Below are 17,228 nucleotides of genomic sequence, written 5' to 3' on the forward strand. Positions count from 1 at the left end.
GACTAGTACTTGGTTCAGCCGTCGGCGGCGCGTTCCAGTTCGGCTATGTCGATCTTCTTCATCTGCATCATCGCCTGGGTGGCGCGGGCGGCGCGGGCCGGGTCCGGGTCGCTGGTGAGTTCGAGGAGCCGGGTCGGCACGACCTGCCAGGACAGGCCGAACCTGTCCTTCAACCAGCCGCACGGCCCTTCCTCGCCGCCCGCGGACAGCGCGGTCCAGTAGTGGTCGACCTCGGCCTGGTCCTGGCAGGTGACCTGGAACGACACCGCCTCGGAGAAGGTGAACTCCGGGCCTGCGTTCAGGGCGGTGAACGCGACGCCGTCGAGCTCGAAGGCGACCGTCAGGACCTCACCTTCGGCGACGGGCATGTCCGGTCCGTAGTAGGTGGTCTCGGTGATCTTGGAGTTGGGGAAGACCGAGCAGTAGAACTCGGCGGCCTCCTGGCCCGTCATGTTGAACCAGAGGCACGGGGTGATGTTCGTCGTCGACGCCATCACACGCTCCTTTCGTCAGCCCCTCCACTCTGGTCGACCGGCCGCGCCCCCGCATGACCAAGTCGGACGCGGACAACGAGATCGTGAACGCGTTCGGCGACCGTCGGCTGTTCGGGAAGGACGGTCGCCGATCGCGCGGCTTCCAGTTCCGCGTGCAGGCCAGCGAGATCGACCTCGATCCGCGCTCGCGGGGGAGCAGCGGCGGGCAGGGCGAGGTGCTCGCCTTCGCGTTTGGCGGCGATCAGGTCCGGCAGATAGGCGGGACCGCCGAGGTTGGGCAGGCAGGCATCGACGGTGCCGGTGCGCATCAGGTGCAGGCCGGTGAGAAGCGCGCGGAAGGTGCAGAGCAGGGGTTTGATCTCGCCGACGCTCTCGAACAGCGCCCACTGGCTGCGCGCGAAACCCTGGTAGTGGTGGGCATGCCTGCTGGTCAGCAGCCCGGGTGCCAGGTTGACCAGTTCCCGATGCGTCTCGCTGGAGTGCACGACCAGCGGCGACAGCAGTTGTTCGAGCACGTAGCCGTTGGGCTTCAGCAGCAGGCGGGCGAACTTGATCAGGTCGTGGGTGACCAGGTCGATCTCCACGCCGTCGCGGGTCCACGTGCGGTCGACGGTGTCCGGGCCCACCCGCAAGCCCACGACCTCCTCGACCGAGAGCAGGTGCACGCCGCGCAGGTCGACGTCGGAGTCGGTGGAGGGGAAGCCGTAGAGGTGGGCGCCGGAGACGGTCGCGAACAGCAGTGGCGGGGTCGCGGCGGCGACCACCTCGCTCAGGTCAGGAACCGTGATCGGCATGCAGCGACCTCCTTCGTACCGAGACCAGCCAGTCCTCGACCCGGCGCGTGTCCGGCTCGACCGGCAGCGGGCCCTCCGCGCGGGCGATGTCCGCGCGCAAAGCTTCCGACCAGCGCAAACACTCCGCCAACGGCACCTCCCCGGCCCGCACCGACAGCAGTCGATCCCGTTCCGGGCGCATGTCGATGCGCAGTTCGCCGGTGGTGAGCAGGGTTCGGCAGACCAGCAGCAGGCGCAGGGCGTGCATGACCTGCTTCCAGTTCGGGTCCGTCGCCCGGGTCGCCCGCGCGAACTGCTGGGCCGTGGCGCGCTCGTAGCTCGTGCTGACCCGCTGGGACAGGAACGCGGGCAGCAGGTCCCGCAGCTCGGTCCCGATCGGCGTGCACACCTCCACCAACTCGCTCACCAGCAGTTCCAACGCCGTCGGGTTCCCGCGCAGGCCGAGCAGGCAGAAGTGTTCGACCTCCCAGCTCACCTGTTCCGCGGCCGGTCCGTCCACACTGGACGGAGGTTTCTCCAGTCGCCAGAAGGACTCCGTGGGTGCGACGAAGACGCCGCGGCGGTCCTCGTCGGAGGACGCCGTGGCCAGGCCGTAGGCGTGGGAGCCCATGACCGCGGACAAGACCAGGTTCACAGTCGTGGGTCCACCGGTTCCGATTCCAGCGCGAGCACCGCGAACACGCACTCGTGCACCCGCCACAGCGGCTCGCCGCGGGTCAGCCGTGCCAAGCCTTCCAGGCCCAGCGCGTACTCGCGCATCGCCAGGGAGCGCTTGTGGTTGAGCTTGCGGTCGCGCAGCCGCGACAGGTTCGACGGTTCGGTGTAGTCCGGGCCGTAGATGATCCGCAGGTACTCCCGCCCGCGCACCTTCACCCCCGGCAGCGCCTTCGGCACGTGGTTCGCGGCGGGCTTGACCACCATGCCCTCGCCGCCCGCCGCCGTCAGCTCCGTCCACCAGTCGATTCCCGCCGCCACCGACGTCGGGTCGGTCGTGTCGACGGCGATGGTGCGGGTCAGGGTGAACAGCGACGGGTCCGCCGCGTGCAGGCGGGCCGCGAGGTCCAGGTGCCAGGCGTGCGGGCGGTCCTGGAACATCGCGCCCTCTGCGGCCAGCAGTTGGAACGGGGCCAGGCGGACGCCGGTCAGGCCGTCGGTCGGCCAGCAGTAGCGCCGGTAGGCCGCCCGGTAGTCCGTCGCGTTCGCCGAGCGCGCCCGCTGCCTCGACAGCAGGTCACCCAGGTCGACCCCGCGCCCGGCCGCCGACGACAGCGCGTCGACGGCGGCGGGCAGGGCGGCCTCGGCGGCGGCGCCCACGGCGGCGTACTGGTTGAGGATCAGGCCCGACGCCTTGGCGCTCCACGGCAGCAGTTCGGCGTCGAGCAGCAGCCAGTCCGTGCCCAACTCGGCCCACAGCTCGGCTTCGGTGACGGCCGCGCGGACCCGCGTCAACAACTCGAGGGTCAACGCGTCGTCGAAGAACGGGCGGCCCGTGCGGGTGTGCACGACGCCGTCGCCATCGATGCCGAAGCGGTCGAAGGCGCCGTCGCGGGTCACCAGGACAACCGCGCGCGAGCCCATGTGCTTCTCCTCGCACAGGACCTCGCCGACGCCGCGGCTCGCGTAGTCCGCGAACGCCTCCGACGGGTGTTCCAGCAGGTCGCCGCTGGTGTGGGTGGATGTCGGCGCCATCGTCGGCGGCAGGTACAGCAGCCAGCGCGGGTCGACGGCGAAGCGGCTCATCACCTCCAGCGCCGCCGCGGCCTGCTCGCCGCGAACCGTCACCTGGCCCAGCGCGCCCGTCTCGATCACGCGCTTGCCGATGACGTCCGACAGCGCGAGCACGCTCGGCTCCCGCCCGCCGAAGGGATCCGGCGGGGCCAGCGGCCGGATCGGCTCGTACCAGACCTGGTGCGCCTTGACCGACACGACTTCGCGCTCGGGATACCGAAGCGCTGTGAGCTTGCCGCCGAACACCACACCTGTGTCCAGGCACATGGTTCCGTTGACCCACTCGGGTTCCACCACCGGCGTGTGTCCATAAAGGACCATCGTGCGGCCGCGGTAGTCCTCGGCCCACGGGTAGCGCACCGGCAGGCCGAACTCGTCGGTCTCGCCGGTCGTGTCCCCGTAGAGCGCGAAGCTGCGCACCCGGCCCGACGCGCGTCCGTGGTACTCGCGCGGCAGACCGGCGTGGGCCACGACGAGGTTCTCGCCGTCGAGCCGATAGTGCGAGATCAGGCCGTCGCAGAACCGCTCGACGCGCGCGCGGAACTCGTCGGACTCCTCGCCCAGTTGCGCCAGCGACTCCGCCAGCCCATGCGCCACCGTGACTTTGCGGCCCCGCAGCGCGCGGGTCAGCTTCTGCTCGTGGTTGCCGCACACCGCGAGCGCGGTCCCGGCCTCCACCATGCCCATGGCCAGCCGCAGCACGCCAGGGGTGTCCGGGCCGCGGTCGACCAGGTCGCCGACGTAGACCACCCGGCGGCCCTCGGGGTGGCTCGCGCCGACCGCGCGGCCCTGGTCGTCGCGGGTGACGGCGTAGCCAAGCTCGCCGAGTAGGTCCTCCAGCTCGGCTCGGCAGCCGTGCACGTCGCCGATGACGTCGAACGGGCCGGTCTGGTCGCGCAGGTCGTTGTTCAGCCGCTCCGGCACTATCCGCGCGGCGTCCACTTCGGACTCGCCGCGCAGCACGTGTACCTTGCGGAAACCCTCCTTCTGCAGGAATCCCAGCGAGCGGCGCAGGTCGGCGCGGTGGCGCTTGACCACGTGCGCGCCGAAGTCGCGGTCGGGCCGCTCGGCGTTGCGGCGCACGCACACCGCCTCCGGCAGGTCCAGCACGATCGCCACCGGCAGCACGTTGTGCTCCCGCGCCAGCTTCACCAGCGCCGCCCGCGGCTCGTGCTGCACGTTCGTCGCGTCGATGACGGTCACCAGACCGGCGCGCAAGCGTTTGCCCGCTACGTAGTGCAGCGTGTCGAAGGCCTCGGCCGAGACCGACTGGTCGTTCTCGTCGTCGCTGACCAGGCCGCGGAAGAAGTCGCTGGAGAGCACCTGCGTCGGCTTGAAGTGCGTGCGCGCGAAGGTCGACTTGCCGGAGCCAGAGGCACCGATAAGCACTACGAGCGCCATGTCGGGGATCGCGAGGTCCATCAGGCCTCCTTCCGGGAGAACAGGGCGAGCTGGGTGGGGGAGCCGTGCGTCTCGTCGAGCGAGCCGACCGGGACGTATCGGACGGTGTAGCCGCGTCGGGCCGCCACGCCGTCGGCCCAGTCCTGGAACTGCGCGCGGGTCCACTCGAAGCGGTGGTCCGGATGGCGGAATTTGCCTTCGGGCAGGGTCGGGTAGAGGACGTTGTACTCCACGTTCGGCGTGGTGACGATGACGTGGCGCGGCTTCGCGGTGCCGAACACGGCCTGCTCCAGCGCGGGCAGCCTGCTCGGGTCGACGTGCTCGACGACCTCCATCAGCACGGCCGCGTCGTAGCCCGCCAGCGCCGGGTCGGTGTAGGTGACCGAGGACTGGCGCAACTCGATGCGGTCGCGCACCCGGTCGGAGAGGCGGTCAAGGTTCAGCCTGCGCTCGGCGGCGTCGAGGGCGGCGGCGGAGACGTCACAGCCGACGATCTCGGTGAACGTCGGATCGGCCAGCAGGTCGCGCAGCAGCGCGCCGCCGCCGCAGCCCAGGTCGAGCACGCGGTGCGCCCGGACCCGGTGCAGCGCCTCGACCACCGCGCGGCGGCGGACGGCGGCCAGCGGCTCGGTGAGGGTCGGCTCGGCGAGGGCGTTGTCGAGCGCTTCTGCCTCGGCGCCGTCCAACTCGGCGAGCTGGGCCATGGCCGTGCGGACCAGGGACCTCCGGTGCGCGAGATAGCGCTGGCTGATCAGCTCCCGCTCGGGGTGGGTGGCCAGCCAGCCGTCGCCCGCGCGCAGCAGCTTCTCGATCTCGTCCTCGGCCACCCAGTAGTGCTTGGCGCCGTCCATCACCGGCAGCAGCACATACAGGTGACGCAGCGCGTCGGCCAGCCGCAACTCGCTATCGATCCGCAGGTCGAGGTAGCGCGAGTCGCCCCAGTCGGGGAACTCCGGGTCGAGCGGGACCGCTCGCGCGTCGACCCGCCAGCCCAGCGGCGCGAACAGCCGCTCCGCCAGCGCCGGGCCCCCAGAACATGGCGCGGCCGGGATCCGGACGTGCAGCGGGATGGCCCGCTCGACCAACTCCGGCCGCGGGTCGCAGCGGCCGTTCATCGCGGTCTTGAAGACACTCGACAGCGCGACCGCGAGCAGCGACCCGGCCGCGTACGGACGGTCGTTGACGTACTGGCCCAGGGTGAACGCGTCGTTCTTGCGGCCACGCACCAGCGCGATCGGGTCGACGTCGAGCAGCAGCGCCGCGGTGCACTCGTCCTCGTCGGCGCGCGGGTAGAAGACATGGGCGGTGCCGGACGACACGCTGAACGCTTGCGCCTTGTCGGGATGCTTGAACAGCAGGTACCCGAGGTCGGTCGCGGGGGTCATAGTGGTCGTCAGGGTCATCAGCACCGTGGAAGTGTCGCCTATCCGACGCGTCGGCTCACGTCATTTGAGAGGGTTGCGGCATGGCGAACCGGCTCCACCACTCCACCAGCCCGTACCTGCTGCAGCACGCCGACAACCCGGTCGACTGGTGGGAGTGGGGCCAGGAGGCCTTCGCCGAGGCCGCGCGCCGGGACGTGCCGATCCTGCTGTCGGTCGGCTACGCGGCCTGCCACTGGTGTCACGTGATGGCCCACGAGTCTTTCGAGGACGCCGAGACGGCCGCGCTGATGAACGAGTACTTCGTCAACGTCAAGGTCGACCGGGAGGAGCGCCCGGACGTCGACGCCGTCTACATGACCGCCACCCAGGCGATGACCGGGCACGGCGGCTGGCCGATGACCTGCTTCCTGACCCCGGAGGGTGAGCCGTTCCACTGCGGCACCTACTTCCCGCCGACGCCCCGGCACGGGATGCCATCGTTCCGCCAGCTGCTCACCGCGGTGCACCAGGCGTGGGCGTCCGATGACACCGAGGTGCGGGAGGCGGCGTCGCGGATCGTCGCGGAACTGGGCAAGCAGGCCGCGCCGCTTGCTGTGTCCACTGTGGATGAATCGGTGCTGGCCGGGGCGGCGGCCTCGCTGCTGGGGGACTACGACCGGGTGAACGGCGGCTTCGGTACGGCGCCCAAGTTCCCGCCGACGATGGTGCTGGAGTTCCTGCTGCGCCACCACGAGCGGACCGGGTCGGTCGAAGCGTTGTCCATTGTGGAGGGTTCGGTCCGGGCGATGGCGGACGGCGGGCTCAACGATCAGCTCGCGGGCGGCTTCGCCCGCTACAGCGTGGACGCGGGCTGGGTGGTGCCGCACTTCGAGAAGATGCTGTACGACAACGCTCTGCTGCTGCGGCACGTCGCCCACCTGGCCCGCCGGACCGGCGTTGACCGGTACCGGGAGGTGGCCGCGGAGACGGCTGGGTTCCTGGTGCGGGACCTGGGGACCGCCGAAGGCGGGTTCGCTTCGTCGCTGGACGCCGACACCGACGGGGTCGAGGGGCTCACCTACGTGTGGACGCCCACCGAACTGGCCACGGTGCTGGGAGAAGACGACGGGGCCTGGGCGGCGGAACTGCTGGGTGTGACGGCGGCGGGGACGTTCGAGCACGGCGCGTCCACGCTGCGGTTCCAGCGCGAGGTCGACGACCGGGAGCGCTGGACCCGGATCAAGGCGGCGCTGCTGGCCGCTCGTGACACCAGGCCGCAGCCGGGGCGTGACGACAAGGTCGTCACGGCGTGGAACGGCCTGGCGATCAGCGCCCTGGCCGAGGCGGGCGCCGCGCTGGGCGAGCCTGGCTGGATCGCCGCGGCTGAACGGGCCGCGGAACTGGTGCTCGGCCTGCACCTTGTTGACGGCAGGCTGCGTCGGACCTCGCGGGCCGGGGCCGTCGGCACGGCGGCGGGCGTCCTGGAGGACTACGGCTGCCTGGCCGACGGTCTGCTCGCCCTGCACCAGGCCACCGGCGCGGTGCGCTGGCTCGACGCCGCGTGCGGCCTGCTCGACACGGCGTTGGCCCACTTCGCCGACCCCGCCGTCCCCGGCGCCTATCACGACACCGCCGACGACGCTGACGCGTTGGTCTGGCGGCCCGCCGACCCCGGCGACAACGCCTCGCCGTCGGGCGCCTCCGCGCTCGCGGGCGCACTGGTGCAGGGCTCGGCTCTGGCGGGCGCGGACCGTGCCGACGCGTACCGCACCGCCGCCGAGGACGCGGTGGCCCGCGCGGGCATCCTGGCCGCCCGCGCGCCCAGGTTCGCGGGCCACTGGCTGACGGTGGCCGAGGCGCTGGCGCACGGTCCGTTGCAGGTCGCGATCGTCGGCCCCGAGGCCGCGCGCGCCGAACTCGTGGCGACCGCGCTGCGGCACGCGCCGGGCGGGGCGGTCATCCTCGCGGGCGAGCCCGACAGCGCGCCTTTGCTCGACCAGCGCCCTCTGGTCGACGGCCTGCCCGCGGCCTATATGTGCCGCGGCTATCTCTGCGATCGCCCTCGCACCGACCCGAACGACCTGGCGACAGCGCTCCGCTGACAGCGAAACAACGCGACATACTCGTGTATCGGCGTAACGTTAGTGGGGAAGTAATCATGTAATCAAAGGAGCCGGACATGCGTGGGAACTGGAGTGGCCGCCCCCGCGGCGGCTGGCAGCAGACCGAACTTCCCTCAGCCGACGACGCCGCGGCCTGGTTCTCCGGCAGGCTGCCCGACGGCTGGTTCACCGGTGACCCGACCGTCACCGTCGACCGTGAAGAGATCCTGATCGTGGGCACCCTGCCCGACCTCGACGGCGACTACGCCGACGACGCGGCCCGGGCCGCGGCGGAGTCCGGGCGGATCTCCCGCTGGCGCGAGGACACCCGCGACGAGCGCATCGAGATCGCCCGCCAGGCCGAGCACCGCTACGCCCGCAAGGTCGCCTGGGGTGCCCGCCAGGGCGGCACCGAGGAGCTGTTCACCACCCTGTCGGTCCCGGTCATGACGCGCCTGCGCCAGCCGGAACGCCTGATCCTCGACACCCTGGTCGACGCCGGGGTCGCCCGGTCCCGGTCCGAGGCCCTGGCCTGGGCCGTGCGCCTGCTCGGCAAGCACGCCGAGGAGTGGCTCGGCGAACTGCGCGAGGCCATGAGCAAGGTCGACGAGCTGCGCAGCAAGGGCCCGGAGCTCTAAATCCGGTGGCGGCCGCGGCCGCACTCGGCCACCCTGTCGGCGTGCTGACGGGAGACCTGGTGCGGCTGCGGCCCCTCGAGTTGGACGACGCCGACACACTTTGGCGGTGGAACGAGGACCCCGAGATCATGCGGTGGTTCGATACCGACTTCCCGGAGTCGCTGTTCCAGTTCCGGGAGCGCTTCGCCAACCGCGCCCGCGACTCCTGGGACCGGCTCGCCCTGGCCATCGAGACCCGCGGCGACCAGCGGTTCGTCGGGATCGTCCAGCTCCGCGACACCCGCCACCACCTCGGCCGCGCCGAACTCGACATCTACCTCGGCGAGCAGGACGTGTGGGGCAAGGGGATCGGCGCCGAGGCGATGCGGCTGATCTGCGGGTTCGGCTTCGCCAAGATGCGGCTGCACGCCATCGAGCTGTCCGTGGTCGCCGAGAACGAACGCGCCCGCGCGCTCTACCGCAAGATCGGGTTCAGTGAGGACGGCCGCTTGCGCGATGCCGCCCGGCACGACGGGCAGTGGCATGACGTGATCATCATGACGCTGCTCGAAGGCGAACTACGGGTATAGCGCGAACCACACGGCCACGTAGTGGCAGATCGCGGCGATGACCGTGGCCGCGTGGAAGAACTCGTGGTGGCCGAACGTCGTCGGCCACGGGTTGGGCCACTTCGTCGCGTAGAAGACCGCGCCGACCGTGTAGAACAGGCCGCCCGCCAGCAGCAGGACCAGCGCCGCGACGCCCGCGTGGGCCAGCAGCTCCGGCAGCACGAACACCGCCACCCAGCCCAGCGCGATATAGATCGGCGTGCCCAGCCAGCGCGGCGCGTGCGGCCACAGCATCTTCAGCGCCACGCCGCCGATCGCCCCGCCCCACACCACGCCGAGCACGATGTAGCCGGTCGGCTTGCTCATCGCCAGCAGGCTGAACGGCGTGTACGTGCCCGCGATGAAGACGAAGATCATCGAGTGGTCGAGCCGCTTCATCCACGTGCGCGCGGTCTCGGTGACCCACCAGCGCCGGTGGTAGAGCGCGCTCACGCCGAACAGGCCCAGCACGGTGGCGCCGTAGACCGAGGTGGCCAGTGCGGCCGTGCCGGACACCGTGGAGGCGGCCAGCGCGATCAGCGTCGCGCCCGTCGCCACCGAGACGATGAACGACCAGAAGTGGATGACGCCGCGCAGCCGCGGCTTGCTGAAGCCCGCCGGGGGCATGGTCGCCGCTGTCACGTCTTCGAGGTTACGGCACCGTAGGTTACGGACGTGGAACGCTGTGGCCGGATCCACATCACGACCATCCCGCGACCTCCCGGTGCTCGACCCGCAGACACCGGTCCATCACCACGTCCAGCCCGCCGTCGGCGGCGATCCGCGCGCCCGCGTCGCTGATCACACCCATCTGCAGCCACAGCGCGCCCGCGCCGATCTCGACGGCCTCCTCGGCTATGTCGGGCACGAACTCGGGCCTGCGGAACACGTCGACGATGTCGACCGGCTCGCCGATGTCGCGCAGCGAGGTGTAGGCGGGCAGCCCCTCCCAGGTCGCGATGTTGGGGTTCACCGGGAAGACCCGCAGGCCGCTGTTCACCAGATACGTCGCCACGATGTGACTCGGCCGCGTCGGCGTCGGACTCAGACCGACCACCGCCACAGTCCGCGACTCGTGCATGAGTCGCTCGATGACCGTGAGGTCCTGCCATATCGGATCGATCTCCGCGCGGTGCACCTGCCCAGTGTGCCCGCTCACGGCCCAGTGCGGCGTACTCTGCATGGCCGTGAGTCTTCGCAGGCGAGTGGCCGACGTCGTGTACGGCCTCTACGAGAAGCGGCTACTGCAACAGGCGGGCGGCCGGATCCCGCGCCACGTCGGGGTGATGCTCGACGGCAACCGGCGCTGGGCCCGCGAGGCCGGGTTCACCGACGTCAACGACGGCCACCGGGTCGGCGCGCAGCGCATCGCCGACCTGCTGGGCTGGTGCAACGAGGCGGGCGTCGAGGTGGTCACCCTGTGGCTGCTGTCGACCGACAACCTCAACCGGCCCGAGTCCGAGCTGGCGCCGCTGCTGGAGATCATCGGCGACGTGGTCGACGAGCTGGCCGAGCCGGACCGGCCGTGGCGGCTGCGCATCATCGGCGCCCTCGACATCCTGCCGACCGAGACCGCCAACCGGCTCGCCGCCGCCGCCCGGCGCTCCGAGGGGAGCACGGGCATGGAGGTGAACATCGCCGTCGGCTATGGCGGCCGCCGCGAGATCGCCGACGCGGTGCGCAAGCTGCTGCAGCAGCACGCCGAGGCCGGGGGGACCATCGAGGAGCTCGCGGAAGTGCTCGATGTCGACCACATCGCCGAGCACCTCTACACCTCGGGGCAGCCCGATCCGGACCTGGTCATCAGAACATCTGGTGAACAACGGCTCTCGGGCTTCCTGCTGTGGCAGTCGGCCCATTCCGAGTTTCATTTCTGCGAGGCGTACTGGCCCGACTTCAGGCGCACCGATTTTCTGCGCGCACTGCGCGCCTACGGTATTCGGCACCGCCGGTTCGGATCTTAGGAAAGGCGAACGGGTGCCCCGCGACTACGCGGGGCACCCGAATTCCACCGTTTGTCAGCAGGCGTCGCAGAACGAGTGCGCGACCATCGACGGGGTCAGCGCGATACCGGTGTAGGCGCCCGCGATCAGCGCGGCGGCACCCCAGCCGACGGCGCCGCCGCCGTCGGTGAACAGCTCGACGGCGTCGCCGTAGCTGGGGTGATCCGGAAAGTCCTGCGTATCGGCCGAGGCGAGTGGAGCGGCCGCGAGGGAGAGGCCGACCAGTGCGGCGGTGATGAATCCAGTCTTCTTCAGCACGGTTTTTCTACCTTTCTCGCTGGTGTGGCGGCTCGCTATGAAAATTGCGGGCCGCGTCACTTCGCGTTCAACGTACTCGCGCCGAATTGAATTGGCAGTGCCGATACCCCATTGGGTTACCCAGTAAAGGCAGGATTCACTCGATGCGGCAGGTATCCGAATTCGCTGTGTCGGTGTGAGCGGCATCTACCGGGGAGTAACCCACCGATCGAGCCGGGTTCGGCGGACCCGCTGGTCACAGCGCGTTGTGTTTGGACGGTCACCGTGTGTCGAGCGGTCACATGACGTGTTCGTGTCGGCTCGATGACGAAATCGAGAATCACCTGTGTGGCTGTGTGCAAAGTGTCGGTCCGCGCAGGTAACTTCCGATGTGTCGGGTCGTGCCCATGGCGATCCGGCCCGGGAGGCCCTGGTCGTGAACATGACGATCGCGAGGGGGCCGGCACCCGGCCCTTGTGGACGGACTGGGTGATCGTCGGAGAACCCCGACGATCATGCCAGACCGCCAGCCAGGGTCAGTGCCCGGCCCACCGAGGAGCGGACGCGGTGCCGTGTCCGTGAGGGAGTTGCCGTGACTGCTTCGCGTTCGTCCAGGCGCACTGCCAGCCTTTCCTCAGGCTCTTCTCGCACGTCTTCCCAGGAGGCCGACCCAGCCCGCCGCACCTATGTCCTCGACACCTCGGTCCTGCTCTCCGACCCCTGGGCGCTGACCAGGTTCGCCGAGCACTCGGTTGTCATCCCGCTGGTCGTGATCAGCGAGTTGGAGGGCAAGCGGCACCATCCGGAACTGGGCTGGTTCGCCAGGGAGACCTTGCGACTGCTCGACGACCTCAGGCTGCGCCACGGCAGGCTCGACAAGCCCATCCCGGTGGGTGACGCGGGCGGCTCACTCCACGTAGAGCTCAACCACTCCGACCCCTCGGTGCTCCCCGCGGGATTCCGCACCGACTCCAACGACGCGCGCATCCTCGCGTGCGCGCTCAACCTGGCCGCCGAGGAAGCGGCGGTCACCCTGGTCACCAAGGACATCCCGCTGCGGGTCAAGGCGGGCGCGGTCGGCCTCGACGCGGATGAATATCGGGCAGGCGAGGTCACCCCGTCTGGCTGGACCGGCATCGCCGACGTCGAAGTCGGCCAGGAGATCGTCGACGCGCTGTTCTCGGCCGACGACAACACCGTCGACCTGGTCGAATGCGGTCTGTCGGATACCGAGCATCCGGTCAACACCGGCCTGCGGCTGCTGGCGGGCACCAGCAGCGCCCTGGGCCGGGTCACCGCCGACAAGCGGGTCCGGCTCGTGCGCGGCGACCGCGAGGCCTTCGGCCTGCACGGCCGCTCCGCCGAGCAGCGCATCGCCTTGGACCTGCTCCTCGACCCCGACATCGGGATCGTGTCGCTGGGCGGCCGCGCGGGCACCGGCAAGTCCGCGCTGGCCCTGTGCGCGGGCCTCGAAGCGGTCATGGAACGCGGCCTGCACAAGCGGGTCGTGGTCTTCCGCCCGATGTACGCCGTGGGCGGCCAGGACCTGGGCTACCTGCCCGGCTCCGAGAGCGAGAAGATGCAGCCGTGGGCCCAGGCGGTCTTCGACACGCTGGAGGCCCTGGTCAGCAGGCAGGTGATCGAGGAAGTGCTCGACCGCGGGATGCTGGAGGTCCTGCCGCTGACCCACATCCGCGGCCGCTCCCTCCACGACTCCTTCGTCATCGTGGACGAAGCCCAGTCCCTCGAACGCAACGTCCTGCTGACGGTCCTCTCCCGCCTGGGCGCGGGCTCCCGAGTCGTGCTGACCCACGACGTGGCTCAGCGGGACAACTTGAGGGTCGGCCGGTATGACGGGGTCGCGGCGGTGATCGAGAAGTTGAAGGGCCACCCGCTGTTCGCGCACGTGACGCTGACGCGGTCGGAACGGTCGCCGATCGCGGCTTTGGTGACGGAGATGTTGGAGGACCACACCCCGTAAGCCCTGACGCCTGCTCTGATCCGGTACACCGGATCAGAGCAGGCCTCAGCTCCAGATCGCACTGAGCAGACCATCGCTGAACCTCTCCGGCGGATCCGGTAGCGGGCGGGCCTTGCCGCGGTGGTGACGCGAAGCGGTCCACGCGGCGACCGCAGCGTCCAGGACATCGTCGACCGCCGCTCGGCGGCCTGCTTCACCAAGGTCTCCGTCGAGGACGATCCCGTGATCGGCGAGAAGCCGCCGCCGGCGCTCGGCGCCCGCCCAGGTCTTCTTGCTCGCGGTGAGAGGTTCGCCCGCCAGTACCGCGAAACTGACCTCAGGGTGAACCTCGATGATCTGGCGGCCACCTTGTTGGACCCACTCGTCCACTTCTCGCAGCTTCGTTCTGAGCCCGAACGCCTGGACGGAGATGCCCGTGCCGGTCAACTCCCGGTTTCGGGCGCTGGCCGCGGCGTGATTGGTGCGTTCGAGCGCCTCGCGGGTCGGTGTCATGAACACCGAGGACCGCAAGACTCCGATCTCGCGGTACGCGAGCTCGTCTGCCTTGCGGTGCTCCCTGTCGGGGAGCCCGATTGGCATGTCGACCGCGATCACGGCCACGGCGCCGTCGGACTCCACGAGTTCGACCAGCTCGCTGATCTTGGGAGCGAAGTACGCGTTCGTGACCCTGCCGGTCAAGGTCACGCCGACCCAGCCCGCCTTGCACGCGTCCACGCCCAGAACCCGTTCATTCGGCATCCTGGCAGTGTCCGCCGTTCGGCGGTGTCTACCAACCGCCAGGTAGGGGGCGGCCCTCGGCGAAGCCCGCCGCGGATTGGACGCCGATGACGGCCCGGTCGTAGAACTCCTCCAACGTCAAAGCCCCCGCATAAGTGCAAGCCGACCGCACGCCCGAGCAGATCGAGTCCAGCAGGTCCTCCACACTCGGCGCCGCGGGGTCCAGGCGCATTCGGGAGGTCGAGATGCCTTCCTCGAACAGGGCCTTGCGGGCGCGGTCGAACCCGCTGTCCGACCGGGTCCGCGCCGACACCGCCCGCTTCGAGGCCATGCCGAACGACTCCTTGTACAGCCGTCCCTGTTCGTCGCGCTGCAGATCTCCTGGCGATTCGTATGTGCCCGCGAACCACGAGCCGACCATCACGCTCGCCGCGCCCGCCGCCAGTGCCAAAGCCACGTCCCGGGGGTGGCGCACGCCGCCGTCCGCCCACACGTGTTTGCCCAGTTCGCGGGCGGCCGACGCGCACTCGGCGACCGCGGAGAACTGGGGGCGGCCGACGCCGGTCATCATTCGGGTGGTGCACATGGCGCCGGGGCCGACGCCGACTTTCACGACGTCGGCGCCCGCGGCGATCAGGTCGCGCACGCCTTCCGGGGTGACCACGTTGCCCGCGACGATCGGCACGAGAGGTCCGACCGACCGCACGGCCTTCAGCGCCGCGAGCATCTTCTCCTGGTGTCCGTGCGCGGTGTCCACCACCAGGGTGTCCACACCGGACTCCAGCAGGGCCGCCGCCTTGGCCGCGACATCCCCGTTGACGCCTACCGCCGCCGCCACCCGCAGGTTGCCGGAGGCGTCGACCGCGGGTGTGTAGAGCTCTGCCCGCAGGGCGCCCAGTTCGGTCAGTACGCCCGCGAGGACCCCATTGTCGTCGACCGCGAGCGCGACTCGGGCGGCGCGGCCGTGCAGGTGGTCGAACACCTCGCGCGGTGCGCTGGCCAGCGGCAGGGTGACCACGTCGGGGTCGGCGACCTCGATCACCCTGGTGAACCGGTCGACGCCAAGGCACGCGGCCTCGTCCACCACGCCCAGGGGCCTGCCGTCGCCGTCGACCACGACGACGGCGCCGTGGGCGCGTTTGGGCAGGAGGTTGAGGGCGTCGGCGACCGAGTCGCCCGCGGTCAGCACGAGCGGGGTGTCCCACACGGTGTGGCGCGACTTGACCCACGCGACGATGTCGCCGACGACGCGCGCGTCGACGTCCTGGGGGAGCACCACCAGCCCACCCCGGCGGGCCACGGTCTCGGCCATCCGACGTCCTGCGACGGCGGTCATGTTGGCCACCACGATCGGGATGGTGGCGCCCGTCCCGTCCGATGTGGACAGGTCGACCGACACCCGGCTCTCGACCGCCGACCGGCCGGGCACGAGGAACACGTCGTCATAGGTCAGGTCATGGTCGGGCTGGCGGTGGTAAAAGCGCACGTGATCGACACTAGCGCCAATCGAGCCCGATACCCGCGATTCCAGGCGTCACCGCTGGGAAATACGCGTTGACCATGTACCCGCGGTCGCAGAACAGCTCGTCGGCCATCGTCGGCGGCAGTGAGTCGTTGGTGCGCACCATCTGCACGATCCGCGCGGGCAGATTGTCCTGCGGCAGCTCCAACTGGAGCAGGAACGGCCCGGACGGCTCGCGGTACAACCGGAAGTAGCCGGGGCACTCGATGCCCGAGTCGTCGGTGACCGAGTAGGTGAGCACGAAGGTCTCGCCATCGCTGAGCCTGCGGTCGAACATCAGCTCGAACATGACCCAGCCCTCCTTGCGCCGGACCCGGCCGAGCCTGCACCCCTCGGTGGCGGTGACCACGACGGCGTCGATGTCGATGCCGCTCTCGCCGTGGTAGACCGCCACATACCGGTCGATGCCCTCACGGTGGGCGAAGCCGACGATCCGGGTCTGGATCCGGCCCTGCGAGCGGTCGTGGGCGATGGTGACGCGCTCGTGGACGAACAGCAGCTCGATGTCGGCGTTGGCCCGGTCGTCGTCGATACCGACCTCGGTGAACAGCTCGCGGGTCACCGGGCCCTCGACCACCAGCTCCGAGAACGACGCCGAGTGCCGCCTTCCCCGGCCGCCGCGCTGCCGCGGCCCGACGAGCACGACCAGCGAATCCGGGGGCAGCCCTAGCACGGTCTCCAGCCCGCGCACGGCGGTGAGCGCGTGCTGTGCGTCCGGATGGCGCAGTCCGCGCTGCCAGTAACTCAACGTCGACTCGGCGACGTGGATGTCGATGCGGGACAGGTGTGAACGCAGTCGGGCCAGCGACAGTCCCCGGTGTTCGATCGCGCGCCGAAGTGCCAGGTGGAAAGGCCCGCGACGCAGCGCGTCGGCCAGTTCTTCCGGGGTCACCAAGCCTCACTCTCGGGGACGCGGACCGGTTTCGTGAACTGCTGTGAATGTTCACACTAATGGTGGTCGACGGGTGGGTGAAGGTGCGCGGGCGCATCGGAACGCTCCGTTTACCTGAATCGCCCTCTTGTTTCCCTTGGCCATCCGGCCGCACCTTGGGCGCACTTCCTTATCGGCGCTCTCAGGAGGCCTGATGACCAGACCTGCTACCCGCTCGGCGCTCGCGGCCACTTTCGTGGCCCTGCTCGCCTGGCTGGTTGGTCAGACGCCGGCGGTGGCCGCCACCGCCTCGTTCTCCTTCACCATGCAAGCGCAGCAGAAGTCCAACTGGTGCTGGGCCGCCTCGGGCGTGTCCATCGCCGGCCACCACGGCTACTCGGTCAGCCAGAACACGTTCTGCGCGTTGGCCAAGAACCTGAACACCAACTACGCCTGCCCCAACGACCAAGCCGACCTGGCACAGGTGCGCAACGGCTTCTCCAAGCTCGGGTTCCGCAGCCCCGGCACCTACATCTACAACTACCTGACCTACTCGGCGGTCCAGTCCCAGCTCAACGCCGAACAGCCGATCGAGACCCGGATCGGCTGGAAGTCCGGCGGTGGCCACATGCATGTGCTCTACGGCTACGACACCGCCCAGGGCTGGGTGTACTGGGGTGACCCGTGGCCGGACAGCTACCGCTACAACTGGGCCACCTACAACTACTACGTCAACAACTCCAGCTTCGCGTGGACGCACACGCTGACCGGGATCTGGTGGTGAGGGCC

General features: G+C 70.0%; 17 protein-coding genes. 6 read left to right on the forward strand and 11 right to left on the reverse strand.

What is annotated here, in order from left to right; all coding sequences use genetic code 11:
- Positions 1–14: 14 nt before the first annotated feature.
- Genes BN1701_RS30660 through BN1701_RS30680 form a run of 5 tightly spaced genes read right to left on the reverse strand, consistent with a single transcriptional unit; the run spans position 15 to position 5,826 of the window.
- Positions 15–494 carry a VOC family protein gene (locus tag BN1701_RS30660; RefSeq protein WP_054054606.1) on the reverse strand — a complete coding sequence of 160 codons (480 nt, stop codon included), beginning with the start codon at positions 492–494 and terminating at the stop codon, positions 15–17.
- On the reverse strand, positions 494–1,288 hold the full coding sequence (locus BN1701_RS30665) for a DNA polymerase beta superfamily protein (RefSeq protein WP_054054608.1): 795 nt from the start codon (positions 1,286–1,288) through the stop codon (positions 494–496). Before BN1701_RS30665 ends, BN1701_RS30660 begins: the two co-directional genes overlap by 1 nt.
- The gene (locus BN1701_RS30670) at positions 1,269–1,922 is read right to left on the reverse strand and encodes a DNA polymerase beta superfamily protein (protein ID WP_197672153.1); all 654 of its coding nucleotides are present in this window, start codon (positions 1,920–1,922) and stop codon (positions 1,269–1,271) included. The genes BN1701_RS30665 and BN1701_RS30670 overlap by 20 nt, the downstream gene beginning before the upstream one ends.
- On the reverse strand, positions 1,919–4,438 hold the full coding sequence (locus BN1701_RS30675; protein WP_054054609.1) for a polynucleotide kinase-phosphatase: 2,520 nt from the start codon (positions 4,436–4,438) through the stop codon (positions 1,919–1,921). The genes BN1701_RS30670 and BN1701_RS30675 overlap by 4 nt, the downstream gene beginning before the upstream one ends.
- A complete protein-coding gene (locus BN1701_RS30680; RefSeq protein ID WP_054054611.1) occupies positions 4,438–5,826 on the reverse strand; it encodes a 3' terminal RNA ribose 2'-O-methyltransferase Hen1 in 1,389 nt (462 codons plus the stop codon). Before BN1701_RS30680 ends, BN1701_RS30675 begins: the two co-directional genes overlap by 1 nt.
- Before the next feature lie 56 nt (positions 5,827–5,882).
- Between BN1701_RS30680 and BN1701_RS30685 the strand changes: the two genes are divergently transcribed.
- The 3 genes from BN1701_RS30685 to BN1701_RS30695 all read left to right on the forward strand — a co-directional run bounded on the left by BN1701_RS30685 (position 5,883) and on the right by BN1701_RS30695 (position 9,090).
- Positions 5,883–7,883, forward strand: coding sequence for a thioredoxin domain-containing protein (locus tag BN1701_RS30685; RefSeq protein ID WP_054054613.1), 2,001 nt, complete (start codon positions 5,883–5,885; stop codon positions 7,881–7,883).
- 77 nt (positions 7,884–7,960) lie between these two features.
- A complete protein-coding gene (locus BN1701_RS30690) occupies positions 7,961–8,521 on the forward strand; it encodes a hypothetical protein (protein ID WP_054054614.1) in 561 nt (186 codons plus the stop codon).
- A 41-nt stretch (positions 8,522–8,562) separates the two neighbouring features.
- A complete protein-coding gene (locus BN1701_RS30695; RefSeq protein WP_054056265.1) occupies positions 8,563–9,090 on the forward strand; it encodes a GNAT family N-acetyltransferase in 528 nt (175 codons plus the stop codon).
- Here the strand turns inward: BN1701_RS30695 and BN1701_RS30700 are convergent.
- Together BN1701_RS30700 and BN1701_RS30705 are read right to left on the reverse strand one after the other, a co-directional pair.
- On the reverse strand, positions 9,079–9,735 hold the full coding sequence (locus BN1701_RS30700; RefSeq protein WP_054054616.1) for a hemolysin III family protein: 657 nt from the start codon (positions 9,733–9,735) through the stop codon (positions 9,079–9,081). The two genes, BN1701_RS30695 and BN1701_RS30700, sit on opposite strands and share 12 nt — an antisense overlap.
- A gap of 73 nt (positions 9,736–9,808) precedes the next feature.
- A complete protein-coding gene (locus BN1701_RS30705; RefSeq protein ID WP_082860457.1) occupies positions 9,809–10,246 on the reverse strand; it encodes a CoA-binding protein in 438 nt (145 codons plus the stop codon).
- Between the two features lie 43 nt (positions 10,247–10,289).
- On the opposite strand from BN1701_RS30705, the gene BN1701_RS30710 reads away from it, so the two are divergent.
- Complete coding sequence (locus BN1701_RS30710; protein ID WP_172803351.1) at positions 10,290–11,072, forward strand: isoprenyl transferase; 783 nt, start codon at positions 10,290–10,292, stop codon at positions 11,070–11,072.
- A gap of 54 nt (positions 11,073–11,126) precedes the next feature.
- Here BN1701_RS30710 and BN1701_RS30715 read toward each other — a convergent pair whose 3' ends face one another.
- Entirely contained in the window at positions 11,127–11,369 is a 243-nt protein-coding gene (locus BN1701_RS30715; protein WP_054054618.1) for a hypothetical protein, read from the reverse strand.
- A gap of 571 nt (positions 11,370–11,940) precedes the next feature.
- Here BN1701_RS30715 and BN1701_RS30720 point away from each other — a divergent pair.
- Positions 11,941–13,329 carry a PhoH family protein gene (locus tag BN1701_RS30720; protein ID WP_082860162.1) on the forward strand — a complete coding sequence of 463 codons (1,389 nt, stop codon included), beginning with the start codon at positions 11,941–11,943 and terminating at the stop codon, positions 13,327–13,329.
- A gap of 45 nt (positions 13,330–13,374) precedes the next feature.
- On the opposite strand, the gene BN1701_RS30725 is transcribed toward BN1701_RS30720, so the two are convergent.
- From BN1701_RS30725 to BN1701_RS30735, 3 genes are read right to left on the reverse strand one after another with little or no spacing between them, the layout of a single operon-like run.
- Positions 13,375–14,067, reverse strand: coding sequence for a DUF429 domain-containing protein (locus tag BN1701_RS30725; RefSeq protein WP_054054620.1), 693 nt, complete (start codon positions 14,065–14,067; stop codon positions 13,375–13,377).
- Between the two features lie 28 nt (positions 14,068–14,095).
- Complete coding sequence (locus tag BN1701_RS30730; RefSeq protein WP_054054621.1) at positions 14,096–15,532, reverse strand: GuaB1 family IMP dehydrogenase-related protein; 1,437 nt, start codon at positions 15,530–15,532, stop codon at positions 14,096–14,098.
- 10 nt (positions 15,533–15,542) lie between these two features.
- Positions 15,543–16,460, reverse strand: coding sequence for a hypothetical protein (locus BN1701_RS30735; RefSeq protein ID WP_054054623.1), 918 nt, complete (start codon positions 16,458–16,460; stop codon positions 15,543–15,545).
- 193 nt (positions 16,461–16,653) lie between these two features.
- Here BN1701_RS30735 and BN1701_RS30740 point away from each other — a divergent pair, with 193 nt between their 5' ends.
- Positions 16,654–17,223, forward strand: a complete 570-nt coding sequence (locus BN1701_RS30740) for a papain-like cysteine protease family protein (protein ID WP_054054625.1) — start codon at positions 16,654–16,656, stop codon at positions 17,221–17,223.
- Positions 17,224–17,228 lie beyond the last annotated feature (5 nt).

This window comes from Alloactinosynnema sp. L-07, from assembly GCF_900070365.1.
Classification (GTDB): domain Bacteria; phylum Actinomycetota; class Actinomycetes; order Mycobacteriales; family Pseudonocardiaceae; genus Actinokineospora.